The following is a 23,115-nucleotide window of genomic DNA, read 5'->3' as shown; positions in this document are numbered from 1 at the left end:
GCCGGAGTCCTGCATCCAAGAAAGGGGCACTTCCATGCGTAAAAAAATCAGAATCGTTGTGGTGGCAGGCGTCATCGCAGCCGTCGGGGGCATAGCGATTGCCGCCCGCGACGCCAAGGACGAGGGCAAGGCCGCGGCGCCCCCGGCGGGCGCGCCGATGGCGCCGCAGGTGCCCGTGGCCGAGGTCATCACCCGCACGGTCGCGCCATCGGCCGAGTACACCGGCTTCCTGGCCGCGCCCAAGACCGTCGAGCTGCGCTCGCGGGTCGGCGGCGCCGTCGATGCTGTGAGCGTCCCCGAGGGCAGCCTGGTGCGCAAGGGACAACTGCTGTTCCAGATCGACCCCCGACCGTTCCAGGTCACGCTCGACACGGCTGCGGCGCAACTGCAACAGGCCGAGGTGCTGGCCAGTCAGGCCCAGGCCGACTTCGACCGCGCCGAGCGCCTGGTGGCGACCGGCGCTGTCGCGCGCAAGACCTACGACGATGCCGTCTCCGCGCGCAGTGCGCGCCAGGCCCAGGTGCAAGCGGCCAAGGCCGCCGTCGCTGCGGCGCGGCTGGATCTGTCCTACGCCCGCGTCACGGCGCCCATCGCCGGGCGCGTTGACCGCGTGCTCGTGACCGAGGGCAACCTGGTCAGCGGCGGTGTCGCCGGCGCGGCCACGCTGCTGACCACGATCGTGTCCATCGACCCGCTGCACGTGTACTTCGACATCGACGAAGCCACGTACCTCAACGTCGTGAGCCGCTCGCGGCCCGCTGCGGGCGCCGGCGGCAAGGCCTCGCTGCCCGTGCAGGTCGGGCTGACCACGGACAAGGGTTTCCCGCACAGGGGCGCGCTCGACTTCGTGGGCAACACCATTGACCGAAGCACCGGCACGATCCGCGCGCGCGCCGTTGTGCCCAACCCGGATGGGCGCATGGCACCCGGCATGTTCGCCCGGGTCAAGCTGTCCACCGGCGCGGCGCGCGAGGCCGTCCTGATCGACGATCAGGCCGTGGGCACCGACCAAGGGCGCAACTACGTGCTGGTCGTGGGCGAGAACAACCAGGCCCAGTACCGGCCCATCGAACTGGGGCCGGTGGTGGACGGGCTGCGCGTCATCAACGGCAGCCTGCAGGCCGGTGAGAAGATCATCATCAAGGGCCTCGTGCGCCCCGGCATGGCGGTCACGCCGCGCATGGTGCCCATGCAGCCGCCCGCGGCACCGGCCGCCGGCGCGGACCCCGCCAAGGCTGACGGCGCGGCCGGCTCGGCGGAGGCCCGCAAATGAATTTCCCCCGCTTCTTCATCAACCGGCCCATCTTCGCCATCGTCCTGTCGGTGCTGATGCTGATCGCGGGCGCGATCAGCTACTTCCAGCTGCCGCTGAGCGAATACCCGCAGGTCACGCCTCCCACGGTGCAGGTCACCGCTAGCTATCCCGGTGCCAACCCGCAAGTGATCGCCGATACCGTGGCATCACCGCTGGAGCAGGCGATCAACGGCGTAGAAGGCATGATGTACATGCAGTCTCAGATGTCCACCGACGGGAAAATGGTGCTCACCGTCTCCTTCGAGCAGCATATCAACGCCGACATTGCGCAGATCCAGGTGCAAAACCGGGTCTCGCGGGCGTTGCCGCGCCTACCGCCTGAAGTTCAGCGCATCGGTGTTGTCACCGAGAAAACGTCGCCGGACGTTCTCATGGTGGTGCATTTGCTTTCGCCTGGAGGTCGATATGATCCGCTGTACGTCTCCAACTACGCCACACTTCATGTGAAGGATGAGCTGGCTCGTACGCCAGGCGTCGGCGATGTCCTAGTCTGGGGCGCCGGGGAGTATTCGATGCGGGTCTGGCTCGAACCCGCCAAGGTCGCTGCTCGTGGGCTGATCGCGAGCGACGTGGTTGCCGCCATCCGCGAGCAGAACATACAGGTTGCCGCTGGTTCGGTTGGTCAGCAGCCGGATGCCTCGGCGGCGTTCCAGGTCACGGTCAACACTCTGGGCCGACTGTCGAGCGAGGAGCAATTCGGCGAGATCGTCGTGAAGACGGGCGCCGACGGCCAGGTAACTCGCCTGCGGGATGTCGCCCGCATCTCGATGGGGGCCGATTCCTACTCTTTGCGCAGCCTGCTCAATGGCGAGCCGGCGGTGGGGATACAGATCATCCAGAGCCCGGGCGCGAACGCGCTGGATGTGTCTAGCGCGGTGCGCGCGGCAATGGACCGACTTCAAGCTAAGTTCCCCGACGGCATTGAGTATAGGATCGCCTACGACCCCACGGTCTTCGTGCGCGCCTCGCTCCAGTCCGTCGCCGTCACGCTGCTGGAGGCCATCTTCCTGGTGGTGATCGTGGTGGTGCTGTTCCTGCAATCCTGGCGCGCGTCGATCATCCCGCTGATCGCCGTGCCGGTCTCGCTGGTCGGCACGTTCGCGGTGATGCACATGTTCGGTTTCTCGCTGAACACACTGTCGCTGTTCGGACTGGTGCTGTCCATCGGCATCGTGGTGGATGACGCCATCGTGGTGGTGGAGAACGTGGAGCGCCACATAGCGCTGGGCGAATCACCCAAGGACGCGGCGCGCAAGGCGATGGATGAAGTGACTGGCCCGATCCTGGCCATCACCTCGGTGCTGGCAGCGGTCTTCATCCCCTCGGCGTTCCTGTCGGGGCTGCAGGGCGAGTTCTATCGCCAGTTCGCGCTAACCATCGCGTTCTCGACCATCCTGTCGGCGATCAACTCGCTTACGCTGTCGCCAGCGCTGGCCGCCATCCTGCTCAAGCCGCACCACGGCGCGGCCAAGCCCGATCGCGTCACGCGCATCATCGACGGCGTGTTCGGCGGCTTCTTCCGCCGCTTCAACCGCTTCTTCGACCGCGCCTCGAATTCCTACGTCGGGGGCGTGCGCCGCGCGGTGCGCGGCAGCGCCATCGTGCTGCTGCTCTACGTCGGCTTCCTGGGCCTGACCTGGCTGGGCTTCCACAAGGTGCCTGCGGGCTTCGTGCCCGCCCAGGACAAGTACTACCTCGTGGGCATCGCCCAGCTTCCGACCGGCGCCTCGCTGGATCGCACCGAGGCGGTCGTCAAGGAGATGACCAAGATCGCACTGGCTGAGCCGGGCGTCGAGAGCGTGGTGGCCTTCCCGGGCCTGTCGGTCAATGGACCGGTGAACCAGCCGAACACCGCGCTGATGTTCGCCATGCTCAAGCCCTTCGATGAGCGCAAGGACCCGTCGCTGTCGGCCTTCGCCATCCAGGGCAAGCTCATGGGCAAGTTCAGCCAGATCCCGGACGGCTTCGTCGGCATCTTCCCGCCGCCGCCGGTGCCGGGCCTGGGTTCTATGGGCGGCTTTAAGCTGCAGATCGAGGACCGGGCGGGCCTGGGTCCCGAGGCGCTTGCACAAGCACAGGGCCAGATCATGGGCAAGGCCATGCAGGCGCCCGAGCTGGCGAACATGCTCGCCAGCTTCCAGACCAATGCGCCGCAGTTGCAGGTGGACATCGACCGGGTGAAGGCCAAGTCGCAGGGCGTGTCGCTGACCGAGGTGTTCGACACCCTGCAGGTCAACCTTGGCTCGCTCTACGTCAACGACTTCAACCGCTTCGGTCGCACCTACCGGGTAATGGCCCAAGCCGATGCGCAGTTCCGCATGCAGGCTGAGGACATAGGCATGCTCAAGGTGCGCAATGCAGCGGGCGACATGATCCCGCTGAGCGCGTTCGCGACCATCGAGCGCAGTTCCGGCCCCGACCGGGTGATGCATTACAACGGCTTCCCCTCGGCGGACATCAGCGGCGGGCCAGCGCCGGGCTACTCATCCGGCCAGGCCACCGCCGCGATTGAGAAGATCGTGAGCGAATCGCTGCCTGACGGTATGACCTACGAATGGACGGACCTGACTTTCCAGGAAAAGCGAGTTGGCAATACTGCTATCTATATCTTCGCGCTGGCGGTGCTGCTCGCCTTCCTGTTCCTGGCGGCCCAGTACAACAGTTGGTCGCTGCCGTTCGCTGTGCTGCTGATTGCACCCATGGCGCTGCTCTCGGCGATCGCGGCGTCTGGCTCTCTGGGGGGGACAACAACATCTTCACGCAGATCGGTTTCGTGGTGCTGATCGGCCTGGCCACCAAGAACGCGATCCTGATCGTGGAGTTCGCCCGCGCGAAGGAAAGCGAAGGGGCCGATCCGCTGGCAGCCGTGCTCGAAGCCGCGCGCTTGCGGCTGCGCCCGATCCTGATGACGTCGTTCGCCTTCATCGCTGGCGTGGTGCCGCTGGTGCTGGCCAGCGGTGCGGGCGCCGAGATGCGCCACGCCATGGGCATCGCGGTGTTCGCCGGCATGCTGGGCGTGACGGTATTCGGCCTGGTGCTGACGCCGGTGTTCTACGTCGTGGTGCGCAAGCTGGCGCTGCGCCGCGAAGCGCGCCATGCCCGTGTCGGCATGACCGACCAGCACGCATGACGGCCAGGAGGACATACGACATGAAAACATCTTTCGCATTCACACGACCCGCCAGGACGCTGGCGCCGCTCGCCCTCGCGGCGGCGTTGACTGGCTGCTCCATGGCACCGAAGTATGACCGGCCCGCAGCGCCGATCGACACGGCTTATCCCTTGGGCGCGGCCTATGTGGAACCGGCGGCCGCGACGCCCGACGACGCGATCACGGCCGAGATCGGCTGGCGGGACTTCTTCCGCGACCCGCTGCTGCAGCAGTTGATCGGCATTTCACTGGAGAACAACCGCGACATGCGCAAGGCCGCGCTCAACGTGGAGGCGGCTCAGGCGCTGTACCGTATCCAGCGTGCCGAGATGCTGCCGAACCTGGGCGTTTCCGCCCGCGGCGCGTCAGAGCGCGTACCGGCCGACCTCAGCACCACGGGGCAAAGCGACGTGCTCCGGCGCTACGACGTGGCCGGGGTGACGGCCGCCTGGGAACTGGACCTGTGGGGCCGCATCCGCAGCCTCAGCGACCGGGCGCTGGCGTCCTACCTGGCCCTCGACGAGACCCGCATCGCCACGCAGATGAGCCTGGTGTCCGAGGTGGCCAGCGCCTACCTCACGCTGCGTGCCGACCAGGAACTGCTGCGCCTGACGAGCGACACCCTCGCCACGCAGAAGCGCTCCTACGGGCTGACCACCCAACTGGTGGAAGCGGGCAACTCCACGCAGCTCGACCTGCGCCGCGCAGAGATCGCGTTGCGCACCGCCGAGGCCAACCATGCCGCCTACACACGGCAGGCGGCCAAGGACCGCAACGCGCTGGTGCTGCTGTTGGGCCAGCCGCTGACGCCGGAGCTGTCCCGGCAGCTTGACGAGGCCATGGCGCTGCCGGACGACATCGTGCCGACCGGCCTGCCGAGCGGCCTGCCGTCCGAACTGCTCGCGCGCCGGCCGGACATCCGCGCCGCCGAGCAGATGCTGATCGGCGCCAACGCCAACATCGGCGCGGCGCGGGCCGCGTTCTTCCCGACGATCAGCCTTACGGGCTCGGCGGGCACGGCCAGCGCTTCGCTGGACGGCCTGTTCGATTCGGGCTCGCGGGCCTGGAGCTTCCTGCCGCAGATCTCGCTGCCCATCTTCCGCGGCGGCGCGCTGCGCGCCAACCTGGACGTGGCGCACGTACAGAAGCGCATCGAGATCGCCAACTACGAGAAGTCCATCCAGGCGGCCTTCGCCGAGGTGGCCGACGGCCTGGCGGGCAAGCGCACGCTCGATGAGCAGATCCGCGCGGAGCAGCTCCTGGTGGCGGCCAGCCAGAAGGCCTACGAGCTGGCCGAGCAGCGCTTCCAGGAGGGCGTGGACGACAACCTCACTGTACTCGACGCGCAGCGCACGCATTACGGCACGCAGCAGACCCTGGTGCGCACGCGCCTGACGCGGCTGAACAACCTCATCCATCTGTACAAGGCGCTGGGCGGCGGCTGGACTGAGCACACGGTGCAATCGGGCGCCACGGCGCAGCAGTCCGCCCGGTCGCCGGGATGAGGGCCGGCGCGCAGCGGTGGCGTCCCCCATCGCTGCGCGCGGAGAGCTGGATGAGGATTGGTGAACTCGCGCGCTTGACCGGCACGCCCCCTGAGAACATCAGGTTCTACGAACGGGAGGGCCTGCTGCCCGCTCCCGAGCGGTCCCGCAACAACTACCGGCGCTATGGCCCGGCCCATGTCGAGCGGCTTTACCTGATTCGCAACTACCGCGCGTCGGGCATCGGCCTGGATGACATGCGCAACTTGCTGGGCTGGACGCATCGCGAGTCCCCGGAACCCGAGCTGCTGACGCAGGCTGTCCGGGACCATCTCGCCTATGTCGAGGAACGCATGGCGCAACTGACCCGGGTGAAAGAGCACCTGCTCGCATTGGAACGGCAGGCTGTTCCTTCTGCCGCTCGGGAGATTTGCGAGGAGCGACCAGGTTGCGGCGGTTCATGAGCATCGCATGGCCGAATCATGGTCGGATAACTGAACATATATTCATGCGTGTAATATTTCCGGCCAGACAAACGAACAAGAAAGACCGCCCATGACCGACCAGAGCATCACGCGCCGAAACATCGGCGTTCTCACCGCCGCGCAGGCGCTCGGTGGCGCCAGCGCGCCCATCGTGATGTCGCTGGGCGGGCTGGTCGGCCAGCAGCTTGCCAAGGACTCGGCCTGGATCACCTTGCCCGTGAGCCTGTTCGGCCTGGGTCTTGCCATCGGCACCTTGCCTGCGGCGTTCATCATGCGGCGCCATGGCCGCCGCAACGGATACGTGGTCGGGGTCGGCTTCGGCGTGGCCTCGGGCCTGATCGCCGCGCTGGGCATCATGCTGGCCTCGTTCTGGATCTTCTGCGCCGGCACCTTCCTGGCGGGCTTCTACGGCGCGTATGTGCAGAGCTACCGCTTCGCAGCCGCCGACACCGCCGAGGACGCGCTCAAGGCCAAGGCGATTTCCTGGGTGATGGTGGGGGGTCTCGCGGGTGCCATCATCGGGCCGCAGTTGGTGATCTTCACGCGCGACGCGGTAGCGGGCACGCCCTACGTCGGCAGCTTCCTCAGCCAGGCGCTGCTGCCGCTGATCGCCCTGCCGATCTTGCTGATGCTGCGCACGCCGCGCCAGACCCCGGCCGAAGCCGCCGCCGACAGCGGCCGCACGGTGCTGCAGCTCCTGGCGATGCCGCGCTACGCGCTGGCCGTGGCCGCGGGCGTGGTGTCCTATGGGGTGATGGCGTTCGTGATGACCGCCGCGCCGGTGGCGATGGTCAACCACGGGCATTCGGTGGACAACGCCGCCCTGGGCATCCAGTGGCACCTGCTGGCGATGTTCGGGCCGAGCTTCTTCACTGGGCGGCTGATGGTGCGCTACGGCAAGGAGCGCGTGACCGCCGTGGGCATGGTGCTGCTCGCCGCCTCCGGGGTGGTGGCCCTGGGCGGGCTCGGCCTGTCCCACTTCTGGGGCTCGCTGGCGCTGCTGGGCATCGGCTGGAACTTCAGCTTCATCGGCGCGACGGCGGTGGTCACCGATTGCCACACCCCGGCCGAGCGCAGCAAGGCGCAGGGCATGAACGATTTCTTCGTCTTCGCCGCCACGGCGGCCGTGTCGTTCCTCGCGGGATCGATCCTGCACAGCTCGGGCTGGCAGGCGGTCAACTGGATGATCTTCCCGGCCCTGGCGCTGATCTTGGTGCCGCTGCTGTGGCAGACCGCGCGAAAGCCGGTGCGGCTAGGTCCGGGCTGATCGGGCCGATGCGGGAGGTGTTCCATCTAGCGGTCGCCTCAGGCGCTACATCACCTGCTTCCACCGCTGCAGCTTCGACAGCGCGTTGTCGTAGGCGGCGGAAGTGAAGGACTGGATCTTGCGCCGAGGGTCTTCATCGGCATCAACGGCGAAATGAGGGGCTTGACCTTCCAACAATGGGAAGCCCTACAGTGACTCCATCAATCTCATTCAAGGAGTTTTTCATGAGAGTCAACAAGTTCAGCCTGTTGTTCATTGCGGGCGCCGTCGTGGTCGCCATCGGCCTGATGGCCGTTCAGAAGAAGGTGGTCCCGTCGGGTGAAGTGATGCAGGCCAATGCGAGCGGAGATCACCAAGGGCACGCGATGCCCTCCAGCGCCTCGGCCAATGACAGCCCTTCCACGACCGCGTATCGCGCCGTGAACGACCAGATGCACGCGGGGATGGGAGCGCAGTTCACTGGCAACGCCGACGTCGATTTCATGCGCGGCATGATCCCGCACCACCAGGGCGCGATCGACATGGCCAAGGTGGCGTTGCAGTACGGCAAGGACCCGGAGGTCCGCAAGTTGGCTGAGGAGGTTATCTCTGCGCAGGAAGGCGAGATCGCCATGATGAATAAGTGGCTTGGAGAACGCGGCCAACAGGCGGCGACCGGCAGCTCGGGCGACGCCTCGACGACCGCCTACCCTGCCGGCAATGACCGCATGCACGCCGACATGATGATTGACTTCAGCGGCGATGCCGATGTGGACTTTATGCGCGGCATGATCCCGCATCACCAGGGCGCGATCGACATGGCCAAGGTGGCGTTGCAGTACGGCAAGGACCCGGAGGTCCGCGAGTTGGCTCAGGAGGTTATCTCTGCGCACGAAGGAGAGATCGCCATGATGAAGAGCTGGCTTGCCGCTCGGGGAAAGTGAAGGCACGACCATGAACCAAGCCAGCACCCCGCGCATCATCATCTATAGCACTCCAGCCTGCCCGGACTGTCGGGTGCTGAAGGAGTGGCTGTCCCAGCAGAGCATCGTGTTTGAAGAACGCGACCTGACCGACCCGAAGATTTCTGCGGAAGCCAAGTCACGAACCGGCGTGCGCGTGGCTCCGATCACGCTCATCGGTAATGAGGTCTTCTATGGCACCTTTGCGAGCCAGAAGCCGGGGCTGATGAAGGCGCTCGGCCGTTCGACAAGTAGATGAAGGGTCTCAAGAAATACTTGGCCCGCGCTGCCGTCCAAGCTCCCAAGATACGCCGCCACCGCGCACCACGGCGGCGATATGCTGCCCCAGCCGCTGCTCGATCACCGGCCGCCACGGCACCAAGCTGAATCCCATGCCGTCGTCCAGCATCGCGTAGCGCCCGCTGGCGAGCATGACGCTGCGCCGGTAGATGCCAGCCACGCGCTGCCCGTCGGCCACCGGGCGATGCTCCAGGCCGGTTTCAGCGGCAATGCCCTTCGCGGCCTGTGCCAGTTCCCGGTTGCGCAGTGTGCCCAGCAGGTTGCGCGCCAGGATCACGCGCTGCCCGCGCCGCTCGGCCAGCCCCTGTTCGGCCAGGAAGTCGGCGCGCTGTTGCATGGCCTGTTTGGCCTCGCCACCAAAGCCCAGGTCGCCCAGGCCCGAGCCGCCGCCGATCAACTGCTGGTCGAGCCACGTGGCCCCGATCACGCGGGCCTGCCGCTCGATGGGCAAGTGCGATTTCAGCTCCACGGCCACGCCGCCCAGGCGCTGCGCGTCGTACTGGCGGCCACGCTCGGCCAGGTCGTCCGGCACCTTCCATAGCCCTTCGGCAACGCGCTCCACAATGCCGGCCCGACGCAGGGCCTCCAGCCGGCGGATGTGGGCGGCGACGACTTCTTGCGGGTCGCGTCCGGCCTTGGCCCGGCCCTGCCCGATCGCCAGGTGATGGTCAGTGCGGTACAGGCCATCGCTCGCCAGCGCGGCGATGTTCTTGTCGGCTGCGCGCACGTCGGCCGAGCCTTTCACCTCCACCACGGCGCCGCTCGGGTAGTTCGCCAGCTCGTCGCGGGCGTTGAGCGCGACGTAATGGGCCTTGCCGTCCACCCCGTCGATGACCAGATAGCCCCGGTCGCGCAGCTCGTCGGCCAGCCCCTTCGCGGCCACACGGCCGAGGATGGTTCGGCCATCGTCCCCCGGCTCGAACACGGCCAGCTCGCGCGGCTCGCCGCGCATGGCCCGCTGCACGGTGCGGATGATGTCGCCGCGCTCGCCCAGGGCGCGCAGGGTCTTTTCGGCGTCGGCATGGACGGCCCAGGTGCCCGGCTGCATCTCGTCGGCCAGGCCCAGGCGCTGCAAGCGTTGCAGGCGGCCGATTAGCATCAGGCGTTGGCGCTGCAAGCGGGGGGCGTTGAACCTTTCGACGCGCACCAGGCCATCGCCGCCGGCCTCGCCTATCTCACGCTTGAGGGTGCGATCCAGGCTCGTCCACCGCTCTTGCTCCACCTCACGCTGCAAGGTCTGCTGGATCTCCAGTTCGGTGCGCGGCCCCAGCCATTCGGTCGCCAGCTCGGCGGCGCGATAGCGGAAGCCATCGGCGATGTAGTCGCCCGCGATGATGAGGTCTTTGCCGGTGTCGTCGCGCCCGCGCACGACGATGTGCGTGTGCGGGTTGTCGGTGTTCCAGTGGTTCACGGCCACCCAATCGAGGCCCGTACCCAGGTCGGCCTCCATGCGGCCCATGAGGTGCCGCGTGTAGGTGCGCAGGTCTTCCAGCTCCGCGCCATCCTCGGGCGAGAGGATGAAGCGGAAATGGTGCCGGTCGTCGGCGCAGCGTTCCTTGAAGGCGTCGAGATCGGCCACGTCTGTCTGCGGCCCGTAGGCTTGGCCCGGCTCGCCGTCGCGGCCCACGCCGTCGCGCTCGATGTAGCGCAGGTGCTTGGCGAGCGACTGCGGGCTGGCCCGCTGGTGGTTCACCAGCAGCGTCTTGATGGTCGCGCGCCGCGACATAGGCGTCAGCTTCGCCCCGGCGAAGCGTGCTGCCGTGTGGCCGCGCCCCAGGCGCGAGCCGGGCCGCTGGCCGGTGCCACTCGCCGATGCCGGACGGCGCACCGTGGACTTGCCGCTGCTGGCTTTGCCCGCCTGTTTGAGCACCTTGGAAACGAAGCTCTGCCCCTGGCCCTTGCCCCGGTTCTTCGGGGCGCTGGGGCGCACGCGGAAATCGTCGTCGCGGCGGTCGGTCATGGCTGCGCTCCCTGCAAGCTCTGGCGTGTCCTGTCGTGCGAAGCACGCGGACATGCCTGCATTGGCGCGACCTTCGCGCCGAACGCGGCACGGCGGCAAAGCCGCTCCGTGCCGCGCCACCCCCATGTGCAGACTGGCTTTCGACGCGGCCCGGTGCCGCGTCCTTTTGTCTTGCCTTCCGCCTTTGCCTGTCGCTGGTGCTCCAGGCGTCGGCGGCCCGGCGGTGCTGTGCTGCTTGCAGCCAGCCCGCCGGCGAACGCGCAGAGGGACACGCCGATGGCCGCTAGCCGGGCGCGTTCGAGGCAAGACGCCTGCACACTGGATGGCAGCGCGAAGTGCGGTGCGAATGCACCCGCACTGCACGCGCGACGACATGGCGGCAGCAGCCAGAACGACATGCCCGATGGCACGATGAGATGCACGGCAGCGTGCAGCGAATCGGCCGCCATCATGGGCGTGCCTCCAGCCAGACCCGATGCGCAACGCCGATCACGGTGGATGCGCTGACCGGCCCGAAATAGCGGCTGTCGAACGATGCCGGCTTTGTCACGCTCAACAGGAACAGCTCGCCCGGTTCGAGGTGGCGGCAAAGCTGCAAGGATGGCAGCGACCGGCCCAGCCGGTCGGCAGGCAGCACGGCGGCCGAAGGCACGCCGTCGATGCGTACCTGTCCAGCGACGATGCAAACGTGTTGCGGTGCGACTGCGCCCACACGTTTGAGCAGCGGAACGCGCGTCGGCAGGTAGCCGCGCTGCGCAGCCAGTGCGGCTACCTCGACTGGCAACGGCACGAGCACGATGCTGTCCACGGACAACGGACGTAGCAGCGAAGCAGTGCGCGGGTCGAACGGTTCGATGCGATACCATCCGACCGCCACGCTGTCGGATGGGTTGTACGTCAGGCGCGGCAGCGGTTGCACGAACGCCGCCCAGGCCAGCGCAGCGAGGCCGACTGCGGCGAAGCCCGCCAGCACGATGCGAGCGCGCAGGCGCGAGCGAGGATGCGGCGAGGCGGACGAAGTGGAAACGGTCGTCATGGCAGCGCCTTCCCAGCGAGCCACGCGGAATGCCGCTCGGCGGTGTATTCGGGCAGCGGCAGGCGGGCCTCCAGACGGTTGCCCAGCGTGCGCCAGTACGCGGGCGAGACGGCAGACGCGGCGATGCCCAGCGCCTCGATGCCGTCGATGCGTTCCAACACGGCGCGCACGTTGGCGTCATCCTCGGCGTGCAGCAGCAGACGTGCGCCTGGCCGCACGCCGGGGATGCGCTGCAAGGCATCCAATGGCGTGCCAGCCTGCATCACCATGAGCTGCCAGCGGATCGTGCCGTAGTCGTTGGTCTGCCAGCGGATGCGGCAGAGAACAGCGTTCGGCAGGAACACCGCGCAGCGCCGCCAGCGGTCGAGCTGGAGCGTGCGCGCAGGTTCGCCGAAGCGCAGGTAGAGCTTGAAGCGCGGTTCGATGTAGGCCAGCGATACGCGCGTCAGCGGCACGTTGCCGGCCTGGCGGGCGAGTGTCGAAAGCGAAGTCGCTGGCGTGGTCGATGCAGAAGCCGTGACCGCGTTCGCGGCAGGTGCGATGGATGCGTTCATGGCAGGTTCTCCGTGCGGGTCTCGGGAAACTCCCGTTCCAGCAGGCCGCGGAGCAGTTCGGCCACGGTCACGCCCTGACCGAAGGCGGCGATCTTGATGCGCGCGCGCAGCGCTGGCGTCACGTCGAGGGTCAGGCGTGCGGTGTAGAGGTCGCCCTTATTGAGCGCATCAGCGTCGCCCTGGCGAATCCACGCCTCAGCGTGCGGATTCGCCGGTGGGCGCGCACCGATGCCAATGCGCTTGGCCGTGCGCTTGCTGTTCGGTGGCGACTGTGCGGTCATGTCGGCCACCGCAGCAGTTCATCGACCAGCGCGGCGATCTCGCGGGTGGCGGCGCTGTCGGGCGCCGTCTCGCGGGCGAGTCGACCAGCGGCCACGCTGTCGGCGAAGACGATCCTTTGCCGAACCTCAGCGCGCAGCGCCGGCAACGGCTGTTCGGCCAGCGATTGCCGCGCCTCCCGACCGATCACCGTGGTGCTAACGCGGCGGTTGATGACGAAGGCCGCGCGCAGCGCAGGCCGGAACACCTGCGCCTCACGGATCAGTGCCACCATCTCGGCGCTGGCCCACAAGTCGTAGGGGCTGGGCTGCACCGGAATCAGCACGCGCTCGGCTGCCAGCAGCGCGGAGCGCGCCAAGGCGGCGATGCGCGGCGGCCCGTCGATGATGACGTGATCTGCGCGGCGGGCGAGTTCTGGCGCCTCTTGGTGCAGCGTTTCGCGTGCAAGGCCCACGGCGCTGAACAGCCGTGGCAAGCCTTGCTGGCTTCTGCGCTGCGTCCAGTCCAGCGATGAACCCTGCGGGTCGGCATCCAGCAGGACGACGTGCTGGCCGCGCATCGCCAGTTCGCCGGCGATGTGGGTGGCGAGCGTGGTCTTGCCGACGCCGCCTTTTTGGTTGAGTAACGCGACGATCATGGCGCGGCCCTCCGTGCTGGAAAGCCTTGCTTCGAGTCGCCTGCAAAACCTGATTTCTGGCGGCTTGGATTGCCTGCCGTTTGTGGCCGCGTGGCGGTTGTCCACCGCAGCGGCGCTTCTCTACTAAAAGTTAGAGAATTTAAGTTATGTATGTTAGAGAGCGCGCAAACCCAATGCTGGCGCGGGTTTTCGGCCGATTGGCACGCCTGATAGCACGATAGGGCCACGCCTGATAGCACGATACCCCGCACGCCTGATAGCACGACACTATTCACAGGTTGTCCCGGAGTTATCCCCGTGCCGTGGACGGCACGGGTCGGAAGGTCAATAACTCCGTTCCGTCGTCCGGCATCCGCTCGATGCCCAGGACGTAGCCGGGCAGCGACTGCCGCGCCACCAGCGCGCGCAGGTCGCAGGCGAAGTCGTAAGGTTTGGCGGTACTGCCGGACTTCTGGTGCAGGTAGCGGAAATCGAACTGCCAGCCGTATTCCTGCCTGCCACCGTGCTTGCGTACCAGCCGGTACAGCCATCGCTCGATACCGCCGGTCAGCCGGAAATACGCCGGGTCGATGGTCAGCACCAGGGCGGCATCGAGCACGCCGGCGTAGAACCAGTCCGGCAGGATCAGTTCGATGCCCAATGGCGTGCCGCTGGCGTCGGCCAGTTCCTTCCACTCGTTGATCCACGAGAAGCGGTGCAGCCGCCTTCCCGTGGTCTCGCGGATGGACGTGGCCACCGTGGTCGATTGCAGCCGGTCGAGCGCGGCCTTGAGACGCTGGTAGTCGCGTGAGCCGGTGCCGCGCCCGATGAAGCGCAGGATCTCGTAGGGCGTGGCGTGCATCAGCCGCGATGGCCGCAGGCCCGCGTCCTGCGCCTCCACGATCTGGCTGGCGGCCCAGATCAGGATGTCGGCATCCCAGATCGTGGCGATGCCATGCTCGGTCGTGCCTTCCACGCGGATCGTCACGTTGCCCGCCCGGAAGTCGATGGGCTTGACCCGCTTGGACTTCGCCAGCGAGAAGAACGGATAGGCCATCAAGTCTTGGCTGTCGCGCGGCGCCATGTCGCCCGGCAAGGCGCGAAACAGGTCGAGCTGTTCGCGCTCCTGCACCGACCGCTGCCGGGGCGGCAGCGCGAGACTGGACATGACGGCGGCCACCCGTGAACCTGCGATCAGCGGCGATCACGGTAGTCACCCGCATGGCGCTCGGCGTACTCCGGGTCGGAGGTGGCATCGAAGCTGCGCGCATCGGCCCAGGCATCCAGGTCGGCCACCGCGTACATGACGCGCCGGCCGAACTTGCGGAACTTCGGCCCGCCGCCGATCACGCGCTGTTTCTCCAGCGTGCGGGGCGACAGCCGCAGGTAGTCGGCGGCTTCGTCGTTGGTCAGATAGCGTTGGGGCTGCGCGGGCGCAGCAACAGCAGCGGAAGGAGCGGTTACAGAGGGCCGCAAGGGAGCGGGTCGCATGGGATTTACCTCCATCAAGCCCGGCCACACCACGCGGCCGGATGGAGGCACTTTCGAGAAATTCAGGCTTCCTGCTAAGGGACGAATTGCAGGGAGTGCAAAACGTCCCCCCTTGCTACGATGCAACTGGCCCAAGCTGCGCCAGGCTGCGATAGCCGCCGCGCATCAGCGCCTCGCCGCGACGCGCCAGCCGCCGCACGCGGGCACGCAAGGCGCTGTCGGCGTGCCAGTCGGCGGCCACGGCATCCACGCCGAACAACCCTTCGGCCACCTCGCGCAAGGACGCGCCGGCCAGGGTCGCGTCAAGCGCCTGGAGCGTGTGCAGTTCCTGCACCGCCGCGAGCGTGGGCCGGGAACGGGCCATTGCCGCAGGCACGGCATCCGGCAGCGCCGCCAGCTTGTCCAGTTCGGCCACCAGTGCCTGATAACGCGCGCAGGGTGTGGCGCAGGCGCGGGTAGCGTAGAGGTAGGCCATGCCGTCTTCCAGGCCCGGCGCCAGCGCGAGCCGCAGGCAGCAACCGGGCCAGCGCGACACCAGCACCAGGCGTTTGCCGTCGTGGATCAGATGCTTGCGGCCGGGAACACACCAGAACTCGAAGGCATAGACTTCGGGCGGTGGGTCGGCATCGGGATAAAGCTGCACCACGGCATCGTGGTCGGGAAACCAGGCCGGATGCGCGTCACGTGCGTCTAGGGCGGGATCTTCCAGCAGGCGCAGGCCCCAGCGGTGCGCCGCATCCGGGCGGCGGCGACGGCGCAGCCAGTCTAGCCGGTAGTCGGGATTGCGGCGCAGGTACTCCCAGGCCAAGGCCGGGCCATCAAGATGCAGCGTGTAGAGATACGCAGCGGTCGGATACCAGTGTTCTCGATGTTCGGCACTCGGGCCAGCCATGACGCAACCTCCTGTCAGTCAGCAGGAACGTCGCTGCGGCTCGGCATGCGGGAGCTATCGTTTCAACATCAAAACGTCATCGTTATCGGGTTAAGCTGAAACTACGGGTGTCAAGTCCGATTGGCTCCGGTGCATTGCGAAAATCGTCTGAATGCGACGGCTGTGCCGCCTGGAATCGACGGTCAGCAGCCGATACCGTGCCGCAGCCCGGGCCAAAGACCATGACTGTTTACATCAGAGTTGCACCGCTTCGGTGCAAGAATGCGGATTCAGACCGGGCGGGTCTTGAGTGAGACGGAAATAGTCACAATGCGCTGCGCTTGGCCTCGCTGCGCGGGCCTGCATCAGTCCGGTATCGAACCGTCTTCTTCGGCCAGCCGCACATACTCCGACAGCCGCCGTGTCGGTTGAAAGTAACGATCGCGCATCACGGGCTGCTTGCGCGGCCCGACGATGGACGCCAGATCGGAGAGCTTCACCGTGCCCAGGGCAGGCATCCCGATGCCCAGGTCGATCAGGCCATAGGCCGTATCGCCGTCGGTGGGATCGAGCGAGGCCAGCAGCCAGGTTGCGTGCGCGTCGGGGGTGAACAGCCGCACCACGGGCAGCGGGTCGGTATCCTGCCCGGCGGCGCGGGCCTGGCCGTGGGCCAGCAGCCGCGCCCGGTCGTCCTCGGTGACAAGCGGGGTCACGACCGCGCGCCTTGCACGAATGCACGCAAGCGCTGAAGCGCATTCGTGCTTGCGCCCTGATGCACAAATGCGCAAGCGTACGAATCCGCAGAAGCGTAGAGCCACGCAGGCGCATGTACGGAAGTCAGGAAAGACACGGATCAGGCTCTCCGCTTTTGAAGAAAGCCGCTGATGTGGATTTCTTCAAAGGCACAAAAACAAGTGGGATCGGATGAATGAGTTAAATATAACGTGGTTTTAAATTTTGTACAAACTGAAACTTCTGCATATGCAGAAGCGATCCATCCAGCGTGGCCGACCGACGGGCGCGACAACCTTTGAAGCGGAGCCGGCACAAGCGTTTGGCGCCGCAGTACGCTCTATCAGGACTGCACAGGGTGTTGCGCAAGAAACTTTGGCAAATCGTGCAGGAATCGAGCGCTCACATATGGGGAAGATTGAACGAGGAGAGCATATGCCCACTCTGGCGATTATCTTGAAAATTGCTAGAGCACTGGGATGCAGCGCTTCTGAATTGATGAAGGAAACAGAAAATGGGCTTGAGGCAATCAAGGGAAAATAACCCATTCCAATGCGCTGCTGTTGCAACGATCGAAGGGGTCTCTTTGGAGTTGGAGGAAGGTTTTTGCGAAACAAAAATCATTCCCGCCCCACCGCACGCGAATAGCCACTATCAAGAAACCTCGCCTTTTCTGAAATGGGCAGGAGGGAAAAGGTGGTTGGTCGAAAAGCACTCACACCTTCTAAATATAGAGCACGAAAGATATATCGAGCCTTTTGTGGGTAGTGGCGCAGTTTTTTTTAGCCTGCTTCCGCATTCCGCTATTCTTTGCGATAAAAACGAAAAGCTCATAGAAGTTTATGAGGCAATAAAAAGCGACTGGAAGAAAGTTGCAGATTTGCTTCGAGTTCATCACAAAAATCACTCTTCAGAATATTATTATCAAACTCGCCGAAAGCGGTTACGCACGCCAGAAACACGAGCAGCGCAATTTATTTACCTAAACAGAACCTGTTGGAATGGCTTATACCGGGTAAATAAGAAAGGTGAATTCAACGTCCCAATAGGAACGAAGCAGAATGTAGTTCTGTCGACTGATGATTTTGAAAAAATCGCCTTGTGCTTAAAAAATGTAGAGCTTCTCTCTGGCGACTTTGAAATTGCTCTTGAAAAGGCCGGGCAGGGGGATTTTGTTTTTATAGATCCTCCTTATACAGTCAAACATAACTACAACGGCTTTCTAAAGTACAACGAAAGTATATTTTCCTGGGAAGACCAGGTTCGACTTCGTGATGCCGTCGAGCTTGCTGTATCACGAGGGGCAAAAGTGCTTGTGACTAACGCCTGCCATGACAGCATAAAACGCCTATATGAAAACCTAGGCGAGATCTCAACGTTAAATAGAGCCAGCATCATAGCCGGGAAATCTTCCGCTCGGGGCAGGTACGAGGAGGTCGTCATCAAATGCTACTAAAGACCATCGGCCGCCTGCCTCTAATTCAATGCCTGGTGCATTTTCCTCTGAATGCTCATAAAACAGCATTAAAGAAATTCTCTACGCTTTGGATTTTGACCAGCCTTCCTGTCATCGTCGCTGTATTTCTGTCGCCAATACCAGATGGAACCTCGGGTGTGGGAGTAAAGCTTCTGCTGAAGCTAAGAGAGTCCATTACAGTTTCAGAATTATTTGTGTACACCGCCACATTTCTTACGCCTATTTTCTATATGATTTTTGAGAAGTACCAAGAATCATCAGAAACTCAATTTGGCGAAAAAATAGTACAAAGCGTTAGAAGGTTATTCAAGGGCTACGGGTTGCTGGCGTTGATTTCAATCGTCATCATGATCTTGACCGCTATTGCTTTCGGGCAGATTAAGGCAGGGTCGAGTGACTTCCAAAACTCGTTTCTCGGCTACTACCTAAGTAGTTTATCACTGCCAATCTACATCTTTTCTTTATACTGCTGGTATCTCACGCTCCTTGATGGAGCATGGAGAGGTGATTTTGTATCGGAGAATAGAAGCTCTGAAAAAAATATAGTGAACGATTTTTCTGCAAGGCTGCGTGCTCGGGAGTCTGGTGATGAGTAAAGAATTAAAGCTTACAGTCCTGAAAGTCCGCCAGCCAATTGGCGATTTTTATATCGCATCAATAAGGGCACAAGACCTAGTAGATATATCCTTCTCGGATGTAAGGCGGTTAGCCAAAGACCAGCGTGACCTTGAGAAATATCTTGGTATCCAGCGCCCTGTCAGCCCCAAGAGAATTAAAGAAATAAAGCAATATATCGAAGGAGAGGATTCGACATTTCCAACATCAGTTATCCTTGCTGTGGATGAAAAGTGCGCTGAATATGACTCAGATGGGAACGGCATCGGCACACTGGTTCTTAAGGAGTATCAAGCCGATGCCTCTGATGAGGCAGACTCAATACCTTACGCTAGAATTGCAAAAGTTATAGATGGTCAACACCGCATTGCTGCCTTCATGGATGAAAACAATAATTGGTGTTTTGATTACGATGAGCGAGATTTTGATATTAATGTTGCGATATTTATCGGGGCGGATGTCTCCGAGCAGGCAAATATATTTGCAACCGTAAATCTTGCGCAAACAAAAGTTAATAAAAGCCTTGTGTATGACCTGACGGAGCTGGCAAAAACATCAAGTCCTCATAAGACATGCCACAATGTAGCGGTGGCATTGGATAAAGAGCCAAGCAGCCCGCTATATCAAAGGATTAAGCGGCTAGGAACAGCTACGCCAGGTCGAAAAAAAGAGCCCTTGACACAAGCATCCTTTGTTGAATCTTTAGTTAAATTCATTTCACCCAACCCCGTTCAAGATAGAAATGATCTCTTGGCAGGGAAGAAAATAAAGCACGTCGCTGGATCTGATTTGAAAAAATTTCCATTTAGAAATTTATTTATTGATGGAAAAGAGATTGATATTACCGAAATAATTTACAACTACTTTAAGGCAGTTGAGAAAAAATGGCCAGACTCATGGAATGCAACTGATCGCGTGGGCAATCTCCTTCCTCGATCAAACGCCTTTAAAGCCTTCATGATTTATTTGCGAGAAGATGCGTATCCAGAACTTGCGCAAGGAAACTATGGACTGATTCCGTCCGTGAATGAATTTTATAAAAAACTGGATCACATCGAGTTAAAAGACGAAGACTTTACAACCCGAAATTTCGCACCAGGCAGTGGTGGACAAGCCACGTTCTTAAAGATGTTGCGTGGGGAGATATCGCTCGAAGATATGCTAGACGGGTAAGTCCCGAATGTCCTTCCTCGTATCAGAAAACGGGGGCAATAGCCCCCGTGTGTCATAACAAGCCATGCTCTGCAAACGACACCGTGTTTGCACCGGCCACGATGACATGATCCAGCGTGCGAACTTCCACCAGCGTCAGAGCCTCTTTCAGCCGCTGCGTCAACACCCTGTCGGCCTGTGACGGCTCAGGATTCCCGCTCGGATGGTTGTGCGAGAGGATGACCGCCGCCGCATTGAGCCGCAGGGCTTCCTTGACCACTTCACGCGGATACACCGATGCACTGTCGATGGTGCCGTGGAACATCTCCCGGTACTCGATCAGCCGGTGGCGCGTGTCCAGAAACAGCACTGTAAAGACTTCATGCTCGAAGCCTGCCAGCTTGTTGCGCAGGTACTCCTTGACCAGCGCCGGGGAAGTGAACTCAGCACCACGCTGCATTTTCAACTCGATGGCCTGGCGCGCCGCTTCGAGAATTTGATCCACCGATGCCGGCATGTAGCGCCCTTGGGCGTCACGCACCAGCAAAGCGTCATCGAACGAGGAAAAGGACAGTTGCGACATAATCGTGCTCCGGTTGCTCGGGCGGAATTGCCCGGAACCGTTGCCAGCACGGCGCAGCGCAAGCAGTCAGAGATCGAAGACGGCCACTAGGCCGCAAGCGTGCGAGCACGCGCAGTCATTGACGGCGAGAACGCCGTGATACGGTGAAGGGAACAGCAAGACCGCCTACACCCCACTCAGCCACACACCCGCCGTTGGCAAGTGCGCAGCACGCGCAGGCCCGGATCAACGATCCAGGCCGGAGGCGTCAGGGATCAGCGCCGAATGGCTGTGATTCGGCACGAAGCACGGGGCGCAGCCCGCGAGCCCGACGGCGGTACGCCGGGACGCACAACTATGGCTTGCCGTCCTTGAAGGACAGCGCTCCGCGAGATTCGAGCAGCCGCCGCGTGTTCTCCAGTTCTTTTTGCAACAACTCGGCATCTGGCAGCACAGTGCGGTAGTTCGCCGCCATCACCTTGGTTGGCAAGCCATCCAGCGCATACCGCGCCAAAGCATGGCCCTTGTCGGCACACAGAATCAGGCCCACCGGCGGGTTCTCGTCCGGGTAGGCCCAATGCTCCTTGGCATAGTTGCAGTACATATGCATCTGCCCCACATCGGCATGGGTCAGGCTGCCCAACTTCAGGTCGATGATGACCAGGCAGCGCAGCTTGCGATGGAAGAACAGCAGATCCACCCGGTACCAGGTCTGGTCGATGCGCAACCGGCGCTGCCGCCCAACGAAGGTGAAGCCTTCGCCCAGCTCCAGCAGAAAGTCTTCCAACCGCTGGATCAAGGCCGCTTCCAGGTCGGATTCCGAGTACTCGTCCTTGAGGTCAAGGAACTCCAGCACATACGGGTCTTTGATGGCGTCATTGGGCGTGACGATATCCTCGGGCTTGGCCGCCGCACCCTTGACCAACATCACGGCCTTGTCTTTGGACAAGGCCGTGCGTTCATAGAACTGGCTGCCTATCTGCCGGTCGAGCTGGCGCACGCTCCAGCCACCGCGCAGTGCTTCGGTCTCGTAGAACCGGCGGGCATGGTCATCCTTGACCGACAGCAGCCGGACATAGGCCGACCACGGCAGGGTAAAGACCTGAGCCAGTTCGGACAGACTCAATTTCCCAGACACTGTCTGGGATTTCTCAGGGGGCGACTCGTTTCCCAATTTCCCAGACAGTGTCTGGGAAATCTCTGGTTGGGGGTACGCGAGGTAGAAACGCCGCATGCTCTCCAGGTTGTTGACGCCGAACCCGCGCCCGAATCGGGCCGTCAGGTCGGCGGACAAGCGTTCCATCAATTGCTCGCCGTAACCAGCCCGCCGCCTGCCTTTCTGCTCGGCCTCGACGATCCGGCGGCCGATTTCCCAATAGCTGGCGGTCATCATTGCATTGACACTGCGCGCCGCCGCCTGGCGCGCCGCATCCAGCAGCTCGACGATGCCGCCGTGGATGCCGGCGTAGCCGGCAGGTAAGGCGGCGGGCTTCCGCGTTGCCACAGGCGTCTTCCTTGTCATGCTGTCGCCTCCATAGAACGGGATGCCCCGGTAATCGCCAGCCGCCGATTCGCCACCAGTTCGGCCGCGTCCCGCACCGGCTTGTCCTCGGTATGAACATAGTGCATGAACATCGCCACGGTCTTGTGACCTGTGAGCTTCATGCCCACCTTGGTCGGAACACCCGAGTTGGCAATGTCGGTCGTCGCCCGGTGGCGGATGCCGTGTGTACCGACATGCGGCACGCCTGCCGCCTTGAGCACGCGCGTCCAGCCGCCGTAGTGCTCGCCGTGGGTCAGGTGCCGGGTCGGGTCGTTCGGCGACGGTAGGACATAGGGGCAGCCTTCCCGGCGCGGTGCCGTCGAAAGCAGCCGATAGGCTTCCTCGCTCATGGGCTTGGAGATGCCACCCGTCTTGCTGTCGGGCCAGACGACGCGGCGCTTTTCCAGATCAACCCATGCCCATTCGAGCGGGCAGATTTCCGAGCGCCGTGCGGCGAACTCGAATTGCAGGCGAATCGCCAGCGGAATGACGTAGTTCTCCAGCCCCTCGGCCTCCAGCTTCTCCAACTGGCGGAAGATCCGCACCAACTCATCGTCCACGATGAGCCGGGTTTCCTTGCCGGGCGGGTACATCGGGACGTGTCGGCACGGATTCGTGCCGTCTGGGCGCAGCCCCCACACTTCGGCCAGGTTGAACATCTTGCGCAAGACGCCGAAGGTGCGGTTGGCTTCGGCCTGCTTGTAGGCCAGCTTCTTCATCAGCGCGGCCACGTCCGGGCGCTTCACGTCCTGCACCTTCATCCGCCCCATGATCGGGATGATGCAACGGTCAATCACGCCCTGATAGCCGCGCTGCGTGCTGGGCTTGTTGCGCTGCTTGGAGTAGTCCTCCATGAAGGTGTGGCAATACTCCTTCATGGTCGGCGCCTTGCGCGCGGCATTCTTGGCCGCGCTGGGGTCGCCGCCCCGGCGAACCTCGGCCAGCCACTCCTGCGCCATCGTGCGCGCCTGATCGACCGTCAGTTCCCCGTACTGGCCCAAGGCGGGCTTGCGGCGCTCGCCGGCGTTCGTGCGGTACTGAAGCATGAAGACCTTGCGCCCTGCCGGGGTGATCTTGCACAGGAAGCCGGGCACCACGGTGTCCCGCAGTTCGATGGCCTTGTCTTGAGGTTGCGTCGCATCGACTGCGGACTTGGTGAGTTTTATTCTTGCCACGATGACTCCTCGGAAAGCCCGGTTTCCAAGAGCCGCATGGGAGCCACGCGAGGGGAAGCCGGGTCAAGTTTCGGAAAGCACCGGCATATGTTGAACTCGCCTAAGTAAT

At 63.3% G+C, this 23,115-nt stretch carries 22 protein-coding genes and 1 pseudogene; 11 read left to right on the top strand and 12 right to left on the bottom strand.

All coding sequences use genetic code 11. The features are described 5' to 3' along the window. The first annotated feature begins 34 nt into the window (after positions 1-34). The 7 genes and pseudogenes from SJH88_RS03925 to SJH88_RS03895 all read left to right on the top strand — a co-directional run bounded on the left by SJH88_RS03925 (position 35) and on the right by SJH88_RS03895 (position 8,902). Positions 35-1,273, top strand: a complete 1,239-nt coding sequence (locus SJH88_RS03925; RefSeq protein ID WP_021162752.1) for an efflux RND transporter periplasmic adaptor subunit — start codon at positions 35-37, stop codon at positions 1,271-1,273. Beyond that, positions 1,270-4,445 (top strand): annotated as a pseudogene (locus SJH88_RS03920) (efflux RND transporter permease subunit). Before SJH88_RS03925 ends, SJH88_RS03920 begins: the two are co-directional and overlap by 4 nt. A 20-nt stretch (positions 4,446-4,465) precedes the next feature. Next, complete coding sequence (locus tag SJH88_RS03915) at positions 4,466-5,971, top strand: efflux transporter outer membrane subunit (RefSeq protein WP_274753655.1); 1,506 nt, start codon at positions 4,466-4,468, stop codon at positions 5,969-5,971. Between the two features lie 50 nt (positions 5,972-6,021). Continuing rightward, complete coding sequence (locus tag SJH88_RS03910; RefSeq protein ID WP_019396549.1) at positions 6,022-6,414, top strand: MerR family transcriptional regulator; 393 nt, start codon at positions 6,022-6,024, stop codon at positions 6,412-6,414. 91 nt (positions 6,415-6,505) lie between these two features. Then, entirely contained in the window at positions 6,506-7,702 is a 1,197-nt protein-coding gene (locus tag SJH88_RS03905) for an MFS transporter (protein WP_008786732.1), read from the top strand. A gap of 224 nt (positions 7,703-7,926) precedes the next feature. Next, positions 7,927-8,625 carry a CopM family metallochaperone gene (copM, locus tag SJH88_RS03900; protein WP_274753654.1) on the top strand — a complete coding sequence of 233 codons (699 nt, stop codon included), beginning with the start codon at positions 7,927-7,929 and terminating at the stop codon, positions 8,623-8,625. A 10-nt stretch (positions 8,626-8,635) separates the two neighbouring features. Beyond that, a complete protein-coding gene (locus SJH88_RS03895) occupies positions 8,636-8,902 on the top strand; it encodes a glutaredoxin family protein (RefSeq protein WP_008786730.1) in 267 nt (88 codons plus the stop codon). 6 nt (positions 8,903-8,908) lie between these two features. On the opposite strand, the gene SJH88_RS03890 is transcribed toward SJH88_RS03895, so the two are convergent. The 9 genes from SJH88_RS03890 to SJH88_RS03850 form a co-directional block, all read right to left on the bottom strand. Next, positions 8,909-10,903 (bottom strand): relaxase/mobilization nuclease domain-containing protein, encoded by a 1,995-nt coding sequence (locus SJH88_RS03890; protein WP_274753653.1) that lies wholly within the window; start codon positions 10,901-10,903, stop codon positions 8,909-8,911. 448 nt (positions 10,904-11,351) lie between these two features. Beyond that, entirely contained in the window at positions 11,352-11,939 is a 588-nt protein-coding gene (locus SJH88_RS03885; RefSeq protein WP_073646493.1) for a S26 family signal peptidase, read from the bottom strand. Continuing rightward, positions 11,936-12,493, bottom strand: coding sequence for a DUF2840 domain-containing protein (locus tag SJH88_RS03880; RefSeq protein ID WP_073646492.1), 558 nt, complete (start codon positions 12,491-12,493; stop codon positions 11,936-11,938). Before SJH88_RS03880 ends, SJH88_RS03885 begins: the two co-directional genes overlap by 4 nt. Further along, positions 12,490-12,774: a chromosome partitioning protein ParB gene (locus SJH88_RS03875; RefSeq protein ID WP_073646498.1), complete on the bottom strand. Its 285-nt coding sequence runs from the start codon at positions 12,772-12,774 to the stop codon at positions 12,490-12,492. The genes SJH88_RS03880 and SJH88_RS03875 overlap by 4 nt, the downstream gene beginning before the upstream one ends. Next, entirely contained in the window at positions 12,771-13,409 is a 639-nt protein-coding gene (gene parA / locus SJH88_RS03870; protein WP_073646491.1) for a ParA family partition ATPase, read from the bottom strand. Before parA ends, SJH88_RS03875 begins: the two co-directional genes overlap by 4 nt. A 289-nt stretch (positions 13,410-13,698) precedes the next feature. Then, positions 13,699-14,556 carry a replication initiator protein A gene (locus SJH88_RS03865; RefSeq protein WP_073646490.1) on the bottom strand — a complete coding sequence of 286 codons (858 nt, stop codon included), beginning with the start codon at positions 14,554-14,556 and terminating at the stop codon, positions 13,699-13,701. Positions 14,557-14,582: 26 nt separating this feature from the next. Next, the gene (locus tag SJH88_RS03860) at positions 14,583-14,879 is read right to left on the bottom strand and encodes a helix-turn-helix domain-containing protein (RefSeq protein ID WP_073646489.1); all 297 of its coding nucleotides are present in this window, start codon (positions 14,877-14,879) and stop codon (positions 14,583-14,585) included. 115 nt (positions 14,880-14,994) lie between these two features. Next, a complete protein-coding gene (locus SJH88_RS03855; RefSeq protein ID WP_274753652.1) occupies positions 14,995-15,771 on the bottom strand; it encodes a DUF2285 domain-containing protein in 777 nt (258 codons plus the stop codon). A gap of 344 nt (positions 15,772-16,115) precedes the next feature. Beyond that, complete coding sequence (locus SJH88_RS03850) at positions 16,116-16,463, bottom strand: DUF2958 domain-containing protein (RefSeq protein WP_073646487.1); 348 nt, start codon at positions 16,461-16,463, stop codon at positions 16,116-16,118. Positions 16,464-16,731: 268 nt separating this feature from the next. Between SJH88_RS03850 and SJH88_RS03845 the strand changes: the two genes are divergently transcribed. Genes SJH88_RS03845 through SJH88_RS03830 form a run of 4 tightly spaced genes read left to right on the top strand, consistent with a single transcriptional unit; the run spans position 16,732 to position 19,747 of the window. Next, positions 16,732-17,025, top strand: coding sequence for a helix-turn-helix domain-containing protein (locus SJH88_RS03845; protein ID WP_073646486.1), 294 nt, complete (start codon positions 16,732-16,734; stop codon positions 17,023-17,025). After that, positions 16,997-17,938 (top strand): DNA adenine methylase, encoded by a 942-nt coding sequence (locus SJH88_RS03840; protein WP_079867145.1) that lies wholly within the window; start codon positions 16,997-16,999, stop codon positions 17,936-17,938. The genes SJH88_RS03845 and SJH88_RS03840 overlap by 29 nt, the downstream gene beginning before the upstream one ends. After that, positions 17,929-18,555: a hypothetical protein gene (locus SJH88_RS03835; protein ID WP_124164490.1), complete on the top strand. Its 627-nt coding sequence runs from the start codon at positions 17,929-17,931 to the stop codon at positions 18,553-18,555. The genes SJH88_RS03840 and SJH88_RS03835 overlap by 10 nt, the downstream gene beginning before the upstream one ends. Continuing rightward, positions 18,548-19,747, top strand: a complete 1,200-nt coding sequence (locus tag SJH88_RS03830; RefSeq protein WP_073646485.1) for a DGQHR domain-containing protein — start codon at positions 18,548-18,550, stop codon at positions 19,745-19,747. The genes SJH88_RS03835 and SJH88_RS03830 overlap by 8 nt, the downstream gene beginning before the upstream one ends. 52 nt (positions 19,748-19,799) lie before the next feature. Here SJH88_RS03830 and radC read toward each other — a convergent pair whose 3' ends face one another. The 3 genes from radC to SJH88_RS03815 form a co-directional block, all read right to left on the bottom strand. Further along, positions 19,800-20,309: a RadC family protein gene (radC, locus tag SJH88_RS03825; RefSeq protein WP_073646484.1), complete on the bottom strand. Its 510-nt coding sequence runs from the start codon at positions 20,307-20,309 to the stop codon at positions 19,800-19,802. Positions 20,310-20,643: 334 nt separating this feature from the next. Continuing rightward, positions 20,644-21,810, bottom strand: coding sequence for a PDDEXK nuclease domain-containing protein (locus SJH88_RS03820; RefSeq protein ID WP_073646483.1), 1,167 nt, complete (start codon positions 21,808-21,810; stop codon positions 20,644-20,646). Beyond that, a complete protein-coding gene (locus SJH88_RS03815; protein ID WP_073646482.1) occupies positions 21,807-23,006 on the bottom strand; it encodes a tyrosine-type recombinase/integrase in 1,200 nt (399 codons plus the stop codon). Before SJH88_RS03815 ends, SJH88_RS03820 begins: the two co-directional genes overlap by 4 nt. Between the last annotated feature and the right edge of the window lie 109 nt (positions 23,007-23,115).

The organism is Comamonas sp. GCA5 (genome assembly GCF_036541385.1).
Lineage (GTDB): Bacteria > Pseudomonadota > Gammaproteobacteria > Burkholderiales > Burkholderiaceae_C > Comamonas > Comamonas aquatica.
Note: the sequence above shows the minus strand (reverse complement) of the source record. Positions and strands in the feature narration are given on the sequence as shown.